We start from the raw sequence: 13,461 nt of genomic DNA, 5'->3' as shown, positions 1-13,461 counted from the left end.
AGGAGATACAGATATGAAGGTGTCAAGAACCGTAGGCCTCGTTCTGGTGTTCCTGCTCCTGGTGGCCTCTGTGGCGGCCGCCGGGCAGTTGAGGAAACCGGGCATCGACGGCGCCGCGTTTCTGAAAATCGGTGTGGGCGCACGGATGGTGGCTCTGGGTTCTGCGGCGACCACCATCTACGGCGACCCCAACCAGATTTTCTGGAACCCGGCGGGTATCCAGACCGATGCCGGGAAGACGCTCGTTGGGCTCAACTACAACAAGTGGTTGATTGACATCGACCACACCGCGCTGGCCGTGACCCATGGCTTCGGCGACCTGGGCAGCTTTGGCCTCGGCGTCATCTACATGGGCATGTCGGACCTTGCTGCAGACCGCGACCTGGCCCCCCCGGGCTACACCGAACCGGTGCCTGAAGAGCCAGGGCTTGGCCGCTATGACACGTACAACTACTACGATCTGGCGGTCACGCTGGGCTACAGCAAGCAGTTCACCGACCGCTTCCGCATGGGTCTTTCGGGCAAGTACATCCGCGAGAGCATCGATAACGTGGCGGCCCAAGCCTGGGCGTTCGACTTTGGCGCCGTGTACGAGACGGGCTTTCGCGACCTAACCTTTGGCGCGCGCATCAACAACGTGGGCAGCGACCTAAAGTTTTACGCCATCGGGGCCTCGCTGCCGTTGTACTTCGCCATCGGCGCTTCTATGAGTGTGGCGAAGGAGGAGAACACCGCGCTGAAGGCGTTCGTCGACCTCACCAAGCCGAAAGACTGCCCGCAGCTGTACTTCGTGGGCGGCGAATGGACGCTCTACGACAAGCTGGCGCTGCGTGCCGGGTACAAGTTCAACTACTCCGGTTTCCAGGATGAGCTGACGCGGCTGAAACAGACCGACGAAGGCGCATCCTTTGGGGCCGGCCTGGCGCTGCCCATCTCCGGCATGAACCTGTGGCTGGATTATGCATTCACGCAGTTCACCACGTTCGACAACACGCACAGGTTCAGCCTGAGATTCCAGTTCTAACGGAGCCGTCCGTAGCGCAAACGGCTGTGTGTAGGTAAGTGTTGCTTTAGCGAAAAACTCCCAGAGGCAACTCTGGGAGTTTTTCGTATGCAGGGCATCGACTGCCGGCGAGGCAGCGAGCAACTCGCAGGCTGCCTCGCCGGTTTTCTGCGGGGTGACATGAACCGACGTGCCTTTTTGACCACTGTGTCCTGGGCCGCTGCGTCCCTGATGGCGATGCGAGCCAAAGTCCTCGCCCGACCGAATTTGGGCAAGCGGGCGAGGGCCACACGACAGTCCTCTGGTCCCTTGCTGGAGCTGAAAGGAGAGTACTACCGCCACTACCCGGTGGACTTTTCGCAGGGGAAGCTTGGCGCGCGCGGATTTCTTGGCTGGGGCCAGACTGTTCCCGTCGTTGTGCCCGTTGCCGAGACTGCCTTGGTCGCCATGCACATCTGGAATGTGGGTGTTCACCCGGTGCTGCCTTTCGCGCCGCAGGGCCCAGCAGGGCCAGTCATGGAGATGCTGGAGTGGGCTGCGCGTTCCGTTGCCATCACGCGCGAGGTGATTCCGCCTGTGCTCGCGGGTGCGCGCGCCGCGGGGGTGCGCGTGATCCACGTGGCCTCGGACGAAAGCTATGCGCGCAGGTATCCAGGCTACCATCGGGCAATGGCACTGGCTGGCCCGGAGCCGCCTGGTTTGCCCACCGCCAGACGCCCGGAGCAGGAACCGTACCCGGATTCGGAGAAAGGCAAGCTCCTCTTCGGCCCGCGCTTTCCAGAGGCGGTGGAGTGGTATGGCGAACGCCTGGACTTCCCCGAGGTGGCCAAACCTCAGGGCGACGAGTATGTCGCTCTGACCACGCACCAGCTGAACGCAGTACTGCGCGAGCTTGGCATATGGCAGCTCATCTACGTGGGCTTTGCCATAAACTGGTGCCTGTGGTTTTCGCCAGGCGGGATGGTAGACATGTCACGGCTGGGCTACCGCTGTTCCTGCATCAAGGAGGCAGTGACGGCGGTGGAGAACAAAGAGAGCGTGCGGGGTGAACTGCACAAGCAAGAGGCTCTGTGGCGCACGAGCCTCATGTTCGGCTACGTGCACAGCGCTGCCGATTTCGTCGCCGCGTGCAATCGTGTGGCGCGACGCAAGGTAGCGAAAGAGGGATAGGAGGTCATGATGCGTGCGGTAAGGGTGCTTGTCGTGCTTCTCCTGTCTGTGGTCGGGGCGGCTGCGCTGGCGCAGCGAGCGGTACCGATGCAGCGCTACCTTGATTTCGCCAGGGCCTCCGCCGATTGGACCTGGCAGCACTATGACTCTTTGGAAGCCGAGTGGAAGAAGACCATCGACCCGGACAATGTGTTCGGTTACCGCCCGCCGCCGCGCTTTCTGGAAATGGCCGCCATCTACGGCTACCTTTACGAGGTAACGGGGCGAACAAGCTATGCCGAGCGGGCCAAGAAGGTCTTGCTCACCTACGGCGACTACCGTGCCTTCTATCCCGACTCGGCAGCACGCAAGCGCACCGATTACGAAGACGGCGTGCCTGCACTCCCCGACTTTTTCACCACCATGCGTTACGTCCGCGCCTACGACTCGTTGAAGCGCAAAGGCTTCCTAACCCCTGCAGAACAGCAAAGGATCGACACAACCATTGGCGAAAGCATCGAGTATCTTTTCCGCACACAAGAGTGGGGGGCGATGAACCGCGGCATGCTGCGGGGCGAAACGCTGGCGTGGGCTATCCGCGCGGTACCAAACCACCCCGAGGTCAGGTACTGGAAGGTCTTGGAAGAGGCTCTGCGTGCCGATAACTGGGGCAACTGGGAGATAGAGGACGCCAGCCTCTACAATGCCGTCTGGCTCTACTCGTTGTTGAGCTACGCCGATGCGAAGAACGAGCTGAGCGAGCTGTTCCAATTGCCCGAAATGTACTACTATGCCCAGTATTTCCTGCACCTGATGTGCCCGGATGGGATGATTCCCGACTTTGGCGATTCCCACTGGCGATCCAACTGGAGCAGATTCCTGGTATTCTTTGAGGCGGCTGCGCGTGCCTACAACTCGCCGCAATTGAAATGGGCTGCGGCCACCATCGCCGGGCGCTTTCTCGACTGGAAGAACCTGCCTGACACAGGACTCGCCTATCTGCTCCTCGATTGTTACCGCTTCGGCACCGACAGGCTCACTCCGCAAATCCCTGCGGCACTGAGTTGCGAAGTCATGGAAGACGCGCAGGGCAAGAAGATTGTCATGCGCAACGGCTGGCAACCAACTTCAACCTATCTTCTGCTCAACTACAAGGACGAGGGAGACGCGGGACTCTTGTATAGGGACTACCTGCGGGACACCATCCCGGTGGAAGAGGAGAAGATGACCCATGGTCACGCCGACGAAAACAGCATTGTGCTGCTCATGGCTGGCGGGTCCTTGCTCCTGCATGACGGCGGGTATCGCGACTACATGCCCAGTGGACCCTTTGGCGCCTATCGGCAGGACTACTTCCACAATCGCGTCTGCGTGCGGCAGGAGAAAATCTTCATGGGCCAGAGGCAGGGGCAGTACCGTTACAGCATTCGCGATGCTGTTCCGGGCCAGTCGGTCCTGGACTTTTTGCACAATGCCGGGTCCTATCGCGAGGTGCGCACGCAGAAGGTGGACTTTATCACGCTGCCCGAATTCGACTACACTCGTACAAGGGTGATTGATGAGCTGCTCGGCTATGAACAGGATCGCGTCATCGCTTATGTGAAGCAGCCGGAGTTGTTCGTGGTCTTTGACATTGTCAAGGCGCGCGTCCCGGCCTTCTTCACTGCCGCGAACCTCTGGCACACGCGCAGAATCCTGGCACAAGGGGAGCACTGGTACGACACCGTGTATGACTCGCTCCAGACCGTAGCCTTTCCCACGGATACGCGGCTGCTCATCGTGTTCCCAGAAACGCACTACAAGCTGGAGGGGATAGAGCGGGAGCGCCGCTACTACCAGGATGAGCTGGTGATTCACCAGACCACCGCTCAGCACTTTGAGCTGGGCCAGACGACCGCCTTCGTCACGGTGCTGATTCCGCACCGGGCTGCCGTCCGGCCTGAACAGCTGGTGGGCAAAGTACGCTATGTGGAACCCGACCCGGAGGGCAAGGGCCTGATGGTGGAGATCGCCGACGGGGATCGGACCATCGTGGTTGGCGCCAAACGCGACTTGCGCATGGACATGGTGCGCGATTGGCGCCGCCCCAAGTACACCTACGAAGCCGGCAAGATCCGATACGGCGGATTTCAAACCAACGCCGACTTTCTCTTCTTCGTCCGCAGCGGGGACGTGCTTTCGTATACTGCAGTCAACATCAGCGGGGCGCGGTACGGCGACCAGGTGCTCTACGACCCGAGGCCGGCCCTCTTCGGCCTTGCCTTTGATGGTAGCCCGGACATGCCCGGCGTGGGTAAGATCCGCTACTGGCGTGACGAGGTGCGGCTGAAAACAGCAGGCAAGTGACAGTAAACCGCGCCGAAAAGCAAGCTCGTTCGAGGGAGGATGTGCGTGAAAGGGAAGAAGCGACTGCATTTGGTGTGCAACGCACACATGGACCCGGTGTGGCTATGGGAGTGGGAAGAAGGCGCGGCCGCAGCAATCGCCACTTTCCGCACCGCAGCAGACCTGCTCGACGAATTCACCGGCTTTGTCTTCAATCATAACGAGGCGATTCTCTACCGCTGGGTGGAAGAGTACGAGCCGGAGCTCTTTCGGCGCATCCAGGGGCTGGTGCGCGCGGGCAACTGGCACATAATGGGCGGCTGGTTTCTGCAGCCGGACTGCAACATGCCCAGCGGCGAATCGCTGGTCAGGCAGATTCTGGTGGGCAAGAGTTATTTTCGCGAAAAGTTCGGAGTGGAGCCCACCACGGCCATCAACTTCGATCCTTTCGGGCACAGCCGGGGGTTGGCACAGATTCTGGCCAAGGCAGGCTATGATTCCTACTTGTTCTGCCGCCCCGACTCCACTTTCTGCACCTTGCCCGCGGAAAACTTCTGGTGGGAAGGGTACGACGGGTCGACGGTGCTGGCCAGCCGGGTGGAGAGCTTCTACAACAGTCCCTTGGGAGGGGCGCGCCGCAAAGTAGAGACCTGGATGGCCGAGCACCCCTCTGAGGAGGTGGGGATCGTCCTTTGGGGCGTGGGCAACCACGGAGGCGGGCCTTCAAAGATCGACTTGGAGCAACTTTCGGCACTCATGCAAGAGGTGCGCGAAACAGAGATCGTGCATTCTACCCCTGAGGCCTACTTCCGCGAGTTGCGGACACGCGCGGAAAGTTTCTCTGTGCGCCGCCGCGACATCAACCCGTGGGGCGTAGGGTGCTACACCTCGATGGCCAGGATTAAGCAGCGCCACCGTCGGCTGGAGAACGAGCTTTTCATGGTCGAGAAGATGGCCACAACGGCAGCAGCGCAGGGCCTTCTGCCCTATCCGGAGGAGGAACTCCGCGACGCGCTTCTTGACCTGCTGACCAGCGAGTTCCACGACATCCTGCCCGGCAGTTCCATTCAGCCGGTGGAGGAGGCCTCGTTGCGCCTCATGGACCACGGCTTGGAAATCCTCTCGCGGGTCAAGGCGCGCACCTTCTTTGCCTTAGCCAAGGGGCAGCCAAAGGCCGCGGAGGGCGAGATCCCGGTGCTGGTCTACAACCCGCACCCGTTTCCGGTGCGCGAGACTGTGGAGTGCGAGTTCCAGCTGGCCGACATAAACTGGGATCAGACCCTATTTACCGAGATCGAGGTCCTGCACCAAGGAAGGCCTCTGGCTGCACAAGTGGAAAAGGAGCTGAGCAACCTGAGCATCGATTGGCGCAAGAGGGTGGTGTTCACTGTAGAACTGGCGCCAAGCCAGATGAACCGCTTCGACTGCCGTCCTAAGCTCGTGCCCGCCAAGGCTCGAGAGCAGCTGCGCGAGCGCGACGGCAAGCTGGTGTTTACGACTCCGGCGATGGAGGTCACCATCAACACGCGCACTGGCCTCATCGACCGCTGGCGTGTGGGGGAGGTCGACTATTTGCAGAAAGGGGCCTTTCGCGCCCTGGTCATCGACGACAATGAGGACCCATGGGGGATGCGCGTGCGGCGCTTTCGCGACGTGGTAGGCAAGTTTGCCCTCATGAGCGGGGCGCAGGCGGCGCAGTTTGCTGGCGTGAGACAGAAGACACTGAAGCCGGTCCGCGTGGTCGAAGACGGGCCTGTTCGCACGGTGGTCGAAGCCTGTTTTGCCTATGGGAGCTCCGCCATTTGCCAGCGTTACAAACTGCCCAAGCAGGGGAGCGAAATCGAGGTCGAACTCCGCGTCTACTGGGGGGAGACGAACCGGATGCTCAAGCTTTCCATTCCCACGCCGTTTGCGCAGGGACGCTTCCTGGGCCAGGTCGTCTACGGCATGGATGAGCTCCCCGCAAACGGGGATGAAGTGGTGGCGCAGAAGTGGCTGGCAGTGGTGGACGAGCAGAACCGCCGTGCGCTCACCTGCGTGAACGAGGGCACTTATGGGGCGGACTACTGGCGTGGGGAGCTGCGGCTCTCGTTGCTGCGCGCACCGGCCTACTCCGGCCACCCCATCGAAGAGCGGCCGATTGTACCCCAAGACCGTTTTACTCCGCGCATTGACCAGGGCGAGCGGCTGTTCCGCTTCTGGCTCACCGCCGGCTCCGCCAGCCAGCGCCTGATGGCCATCCACCGGGAGGCGCTGGTCAAGAACGAACGCCCCTATGCGCTCTCGTTCTTCCCGCCCGGGGAGGGAAAGCTGCCAGGCCCGGGGGTGAGGGTCGACGGTCCGGCCGTGCTGGTGACCGCAATCAAGAAGGCCGAGCAGGGCGATGGACTAATCATCAGGCTCTTCGAACCCACGGGTCAGGCGCGCACAACGCGCGTTGAACTGCCCTGGGTGCCGCTGGCGGCGGACGTTCACTTAAGGCCCTTCGAAGTGAAGACGCTTCTTTTTCGCCCCGAGGCGCGCCGGTTGGTGGAGGTCGACCTGCTGGAGCGAGAAATCGTCCGACCATGACGTCCAAGGAGCGTGTGTTAGCCACGCTGGCTGGCGAAGAGCCCGACCGCGTCCCCACCGGGGAGTTTGCCATCGACTTTGACACGGTGGAGAAACTCCTTGGGCACGAAACCTATCTGCGCGCAAAGGCCAAATCCCAGATCGCCTTTTGGGAAGGCCGGCACGATGAGGTGGCCGAAAGCTACCTGCGCGACCACATCGAGCTGCATCGCAAGCTGGAGCTGGACATCGTCACTTTCCCCATGGCAACGTGGGAGATTCCCCCGGAGACGGACGACCCTCCGCCGCGCCGTGTGGACGAAGTGACGTGGGAGGACCGCTACGGGCGCGTCTACCGCTACTCGCCCATCACCGCGGACATCACCTGCATAAAGGACCCGGTCTTGGAGAAGACCGAGTTCCGCCCGGAGATGTTCGCCGCACCGCTCGAGGTGCCAAAGCGAGACGAGCGCTCCTGGGCCATCTTAGACGGGGTAATCCAGGAGTTCAAAGATCAGAAGTTCATCTGCGGGCCCTCAGGAGGGGAAATAGGCATCGTCTTCCTCGGCGGATTGGAGCGCGGCTGCATGGAGCTGGCGGACAACGTGGAGGCCGTCAAAGCTGCCACACAGCAACTGTTCGAGCAGCAGATGGCCGCCGACCGCGTGTTAGTGCACCCGGACAGCGACGCCGTGCTCTGGGCCGCTGACTTTGCGCACAAGGGAGGGCCGTTCATCAGCCCGCATCTTTTCCGGGAGCTATTCCTGGAGGCAAACAAGCTTAGAGTTCGGCAGATTCACGAGGTGTTCGGGAAGAAGGTCATGAAGCACTGCTGCGGCAACGTCCATGCTCTCCTGGATGCATTCGTGGAAATCGGCTACGACGCGTACCAGTCCATCCAGCCCACCGCTGGCATGGACATCTGCGAGCTGAAAAAGAGCGTCGGCAAGGTGCTGACCCTGTGGGGAGGCGTGGCCGTGGAGCATCTGGTGAGTGGTACCCCCAAGGACGTGCGCAGGGACGTGCAGCGCGCCATGGCCTGCGCCAGACAAGGAGGGCGATTTATCCTCGGCAGCAGCCATTCCATCGCCGTCGGTTCGCGTTACGACAACTTCCTGGCCATGCTGGACGAATACCATAAGCTTTGTGCCTATTGACGTAGGCGAAGGAGCGAATCTGTGGCAAAGAACGTGGACATCCTTGTCGTTGCGTTGGGAGGCTATGGACTGGTGTACCTGGAAGGGCTTCTTGACCGGAAGATGGACCCAGATGTGACCATAGTCGGTGGCGTTGACCCAGAGCCCGAGCGGTGTACCCGGCTCACCGAACTGCAGGCCCTGGGTGTGCCCATCTTCCGCAGTTTGGAAGAATTCTACGGTTTTCACAAAGCGGATCTGGCCATCATCTCGTCGCCCATTCAGCTCCACTGCCCCCAGACATGCCTGTGCCTGGCGCACGGGAGCCACGTTCTTTGCGAGAAACCTTTGGGTGCCACTGTCCAGGAAGGCTGGGAGATGTTGCGTGCGCGCGATGTGGCAGGCAGGTTTGTCTCCATCGGCTATCAGTGGTCGTTCACCAGCACCATCCAGGAACTGAAACAAGACATCCGCAAGGGAGAATTCGGGGCGCCCGTCCGCCTAAAAACCATCGCCCTGTGGCCCAGAGATGAGAGCTACTATCGGCGCAACGACTGGGCCGGGCGACAGCGGGATAACCAAGGCCGTTGGGTCTTGGACAGCCCCGCGAACAACGCGTTAGCCCACTACCTGCACAACATGCTCTACCTGCTGGGCGAGCGGAAGGACGGCAGTGCCACCCCCGCGTGGGTGATTGCCGAGCTGTACCGCGCAAACGACATTGAGAACTTTGACACCTTTGCCGCCCGGATTCACACCGACCAAGGCGTCGAAATCCTCTTCTACGGCTCACACGCCGTGGAAGAGGAGGTGGGGCCGCTCATCTCCTACGAATTTGAGCACGCTACCGTGACTTACGCCGGCTGGCATTCTGAGTTCGTGGCGCGTTGGCGCGACGGCAGGCAAAAAAACTACGGCGCCCCGGACGCGCACTACCTGGACAAGATGTGGCAGGCGACCGCCTCCGTGCGCACGGGGGAGAGGCCCCTGTGCGGAATCGAAGCCGCTATGGCCCACACCGTCTGCATCAATGGCATGCACGAATCAGTGCCCGAAGTTACGCCGTTTCCTGCAGAGATCGTGCTTGTGAAAGGAGAGCCCGGCAAGCGCCTCACCTATGTCCCGGCGGTGAACCAGGGGCTGCTGCAGGCCTATGGGCGCAACGCTCTGCCCAGCGAAATAGGGGTGCCGTGGGCTGTTCGCGGCAAGGAGGTAAGGTTGATCGGCTACCGGTCGTTTCCGCAGGCTGACGCACAGGGAAGCGCATCCGCATGAGCCCATCGCAGGCGACATATGTTGCGACGGCCCGACCGGAGTTTGACGAGCTCTATCCTCGTGTCCGGGCTTTCCTGGAGCAAGACACCCTGGACCTGGTCATCGACGCCAAGCCTATTCGCGGCTACCGTTCGCCGGATAGCAAGTCCATCTGGATCCGCGACCACAGTGAGATGATGCGCGGTTTCAAGTACTTCGAGCGCGACTTGACCTCGGCCGTGGAGCACTTTGCGGAGACGCAGGCCGAGAACGGCCGCATATTTGACTTTTTCACGACGGTGCCGGAGAAGCTTCCCTCTGAGCGGGAGAACTGGGCCAAGTATGTGCGCGTGCCGGTAGAAGCCGATGTTGAATACCGCTTTGCGAAGGCCGCCTTCCTTGCCTGGCAGGCCACTGGCGACGACGGCTGGATATGCCGCATGCTGCCCAAGATGGAAAAGGCGCTGAACTACGTGCTCACCAACCCGTGGCGCTGGGACCAGGAGCACCAGCTGGTAAAGCGAGCCTACACGGTCGACACGTGGGACTTCGCCTACACGGCTGGCAAACATGACTGGCTGCAGTTCCAGATTACCGGGGACACCTACTGGGGGATCATGCATGGCGACAACAGTGGCTACTACCAGGCCTTCCAGATCATGGCCTTGCTCCACGACTACTTTGGGCAACGCAAACGTGCCTCTTACTGGCGGCGGCGCGCCCGGGAGATCCGGCGTCGCATGAACCAAGTCTGTTGGAACGGCAGGTTCTACACGCATTTTGTGAAACTGACGCCGGTGGAGATCGCTGGAGTGGACGAGGCTGAGCAACTCAGCCTGAGCAACCCGATGGACATCAACCGGGGTGTGTGCACGCAGGAGATGGCCGCCGCCATCATTCGCGAGTATCTTCGACGCAAGGAACAAGGGCGCGCCTTCGCCGAGTGGTATTCCATCGACCCGCCCTTCCCGGACGGCATCCTTGGCGATGAGAAGTTGGTGCGCGGTGCCTATGTCAACGGCGGCATCATGCCCCTGGTGGGGGGCGAGTTAGCGAAGGCAGCCCTCGAGCACGGCTTCGAATGGTATGGCGTGGACATCCTGCGCAGGTACTACCAGATGATCCGCACGAGCAACGCCACGTATCTGTGGTACTTCCCGGACGGGACGCCGTCTACCCGGGAGACGAGCACCAGTCCTGAGGCCACTCCCACCGATGGCTGGGGGTCCAGCGCCATGCTTAACGCCTTTTTGGAAGGCCTTGTTGGCGTCGAAGACCAGCTGAAGCTGTTTTCAGTGGTACGGCTGGCACCCCGCTGGCCGGCAGCAGGCGTGGAAAGGTGCGAGGCCAATCTGTGCTACGCGGTATCTGGGCGCTCCTTCGCATACCACTACGAAAACCTGGGTGACGCGGTCCGCCTGAACTTGAAGTGCAGACCCTGTCTGCTCAACCTGCACCTGCTGGTGCCTGAGGGGGGGACTGCCAGCCGGCTGTTGGTGAATGGCCGCGAAATGGAGTTCCAGCGCGTGACAGTGGAGGAGAGCCAGTACGTGGAGGCCGCGCTGCACGTGACCGGCTCCGAGGAGATATTGCTGCGGCTGGAGGCGGCCAGGCCTTGAAAAGCACCAGTGACCACCAGTCGAACGAATCGGTACTGACCAGATTCCCACGGAGGATTTCGCAATGAAGGTGAAAGACGCCTTGCAGAAGGTGCGCGTGATTGTGTACAAGGCACAGGGACCGCTGGTAGCGCAAACCGTGGCACACGAATTGGCGTTCCGGCTGCCCGGAGCCTCGGTGGAGGCAACGCGCACGCGCCGCGCGAAGCCCAGACCAGGCATGTTATGCGTCGGGACAGTGGAACATTGCCCGCTCGCTGTGGATGCCGTGCACCAGCTTCGGGCAGACCTTGCCAACGAATTTGCCTACCTGCAGCTGCAGGCCGATGGCTCCGGTGTGCTGCTCACCTCCAGGGCCAATTTGCTGTACAGCTTCATGCGCTACGTGGTCGAACACCTGGCGGATCGTGACCTCGCCCCATTTGACAAGGGTAGGGTCTTCCCGACGGCCTTCAAGTGGCAGCGCGTCTCGTACGACTACTTTCTCACGCAGGAGGGGCGCGTGCAGCGGGGCATGGACAAAGAGCGGTATATCCGCGAGCTCGCGCGCCTGGGCTTCACGCACATCGAGGTGAATGGCCTCGCCTTCCCCATGGGACTGGAGACCGGGCCCAAGGGCGAAGTCTATCCGATGTTCTACACCTACTGTCCTGCCTTAGACCAGTTTGTCTCCACGGAACTGAACAAGGGCATCTATCCGCTCTACTACCTCTCTGCTAACCTCGCCAATCTGAAGGAAAATGCGCAGTTGGCACGCAAGTACGGCCTGACGCCCGGGCTTCTCTGTTTCGAACCGCGTTCGGTGCCTGAAGAGTTTTTTGCGCGCTACCCGATGCTCAGGGGGGCGCGCGTGGATCACCCTTTCCGGAGCTTCAAGCCACGCTACAATATGACCACTGCTCACCCACGCGTGCGCGCCCATTACGCAGAGATGATGAGGAAGCTGATGCGCGAGGTACCAGAGTTGGGCTTCCTGGCCGTGTGGACGAACGATAGCGGCGCGGGCTTTGAGCATACCAAGTCGCTCTACGTGGGCCGGAACGGCGGCGCGTACTTGATTCGCGAATGGAAGGATGACAAGGAAATTGCCGAGGTGGCAGGAGAAAACGCGCTCCGCTTCCTCAGACTGTTGCGTGATGCCGCTCGGGAGGTCAACCCTGAGTTTCGGGTCATGACCCGCCTGGAATCCTTCTACGGCGAACACGACACTGTGTGGGCTGGGCTCGGCGACGGTGTCGACGTCGAGGCGGCAACCCTGATTGCTCGCGGATGGGATGTGCCCTATGCCCACCCGCAGTATCCAGAGAACAAGGCCATCAATGCCGGCAGCGTGTATCAGCTTGACTTTGACGCGCGCGAAAAGAAGTTGATGGTGGAGCTGGCTGAAAAGGGAGCGTGGGCCCACTTCTACTTTACGGCCGGGCCTCACCTCATGTTTGACCCCCTGCTGGGTGTGCCATATCCAAAGCTGACCTATCGCAAGCTGCGCGCTATGCATGCAGGCGGCGTGCAGTACCTTGCGCATTCCGGCGGCACATACCCGCCTGAGTTGGTTCCCTACAACGTGAATCACGAAATTGCCTGGCGCTATCTCTTTGACCCGAGTATGGATTTTGATGCAGAACTGGAGATCCTTGCTCGCAAGTGGGCGGGGGAGCGTCTTTCCCGCACGTTGCTAACGGCCTGGAATCTCGCCGAGGAGGCAATTCTGGCTTTCCCCATTGTGACGCCGCTCTATGCCACGTTTGGCTTCACCTGGTACCGTCTGTGGGCGCGCCCCCTGGTCCCGAACCTTGACGCGATACCGGACAGTGAGAAGGCTTTCTATCAGGACTTTGTGTGCTCGACGCCCCACAACCCGAACAACGTGGATTTGAGCCGTGACGTGCTCTTCCACTTGACCACGCCAGAGAAGAGCGAATTGGATGTGGAGAGGATCGACAGGTATCTCTGGGACCCATTGGACAGTGCTATCGAGAAGTTGGAGGCAATCGGCGAGGAGGCCACGGCTGACCTTGGGCAAGGAAATGTCATCGTAGACCACCTTGTGCGGCTGCGCGCTCTCCGCTGCTGGTTTATGACCCAGCGAAACGTGGCGGCGTGGATCGCTGGGGTGCATGGGTACATGAACGCCACCACTGCGGCAAAGAAGAGACGCTACCGCGACATGGTGCGCGATCTCATGGAGAAGGAAATCGAAAATACCGAGCGCCTGAAAAAGCTCTGGGTAAGCTCGGTGGCGTTCATGTCATTGACAGACAAAGGGGAGACACCCCTCATGTATGGCGACAATCTGGGCGAACTTCTTGACCGTCGCATTGAGCTCATGCGCAAGCACATGGATGACGAACCGTTCATCGAAGAAGGCTACATGGAGCGCAGGGCCGCCGAGTTGATGCTGTAGGGGACAGGACAGGGCGCAGAC

The 13,461-nt window shown here is 61.0% G+C and carries 8 protein-coding genes; all 8 read left to right on the top strand.

From position 1 onward, the window contains the following. Window positions 1–13: 13 nt before the first annotated feature. The 8 genes from NUW13_03445 (at window position 14) to NUW13_03410 (ending at window position 13,440) form a co-directional block, all read left to right on the top strand. Window positions 14–1,024, top strand: coding sequence for a PorV/PorQ family protein (locus tag NUW13_03445; protein ID MCR4438079.1), 1,011 nt, complete (start codon window positions 14–16; stop codon window positions 1,022–1,024). A gap of 87 nt (window positions 1,025–1,111) precedes the next feature. Continuing rightward, entirely contained in the window at window positions 1,112–2,173 is a 1,062-nt protein-coding gene (locus NUW13_03440; GenBank protein ID MCR4438078.1) for a cysteine hydrolase, read from the top strand. Between the two features lie 6 nt (window positions 2,174–2,179). Continuing rightward, window positions 2,180–4,498 carry a hypothetical protein gene (locus tag NUW13_03435; protein ID MCR4438077.1) on the top strand — a complete coding sequence of 773 codons (2,319 nt, stop codon included), beginning with the start codon at window positions 2,180–2,182 and terminating at the stop codon, window positions 4,496–4,498. 39 nt (window positions 4,499–4,537) lie between these two features. Continuing rightward, a complete protein-coding gene (locus NUW13_03430; protein ID MCR4438076.1) occupies window positions 4,538–7,048 on the top strand; it encodes an alpha-mannosidase in 2,511 nt (836 codons plus the stop codon). After that, entirely contained in the window at window positions 7,045–8,184 is a 1,140-nt protein-coding gene (locus NUW13_03425) for a uroporphyrinogen decarboxylase family protein (protein ID MCR4438075.1), read from the top strand. The genes NUW13_03430 and NUW13_03425 overlap by 4 nt, the downstream gene beginning before the upstream one ends. 21 nt (window positions 8,185–8,205) lie before the next feature. Next, the gene (locus NUW13_03420) at window positions 8,206–9,438 is read left to right on the top strand and encodes a Gfo/Idh/MocA family oxidoreductase (protein ID MCR4438074.1); all 1,233 of its coding nucleotides are present in this window, start codon (window positions 8,206–8,208) and stop codon (window positions 9,436–9,438) included. After that, window positions 9,435–11,036: a hypothetical protein gene (locus NUW13_03415; protein MCR4438073.1), complete on the top strand. Its 1,602-nt coding sequence runs from the start codon at window positions 9,435–9,437 to the stop codon at window positions 11,034–11,036. The genes NUW13_03420 and NUW13_03415 overlap by 4 nt, the downstream gene beginning before the upstream one ends. Window positions 11,037–11,100: 64 nt before the next feature. Beyond that, on the top strand, window positions 11,101–13,440 hold the full coding sequence (locus NUW13_03410; GenBank protein ID MCR4438072.1) for a hypothetical protein: 2,340 nt from the start codon (window positions 11,101–11,103) through the stop codon (window positions 13,438–13,440). The last annotated feature ends 21 nt before the right edge of the window (window positions 13,441–13,461 follow it).

The sequence above is a fragment of the candidate division KSB1 bacterium genome, from assembly GCA_024655945.1.
GTDB lineage: Bacteria > Zhuqueibacterota > Zhuqueibacteria > JANLFK01 > Oleimicrobiaceae > Oleimicrobium.
This window is presented reverse-complemented; position numbering and strand designations above follow the sequence as displayed.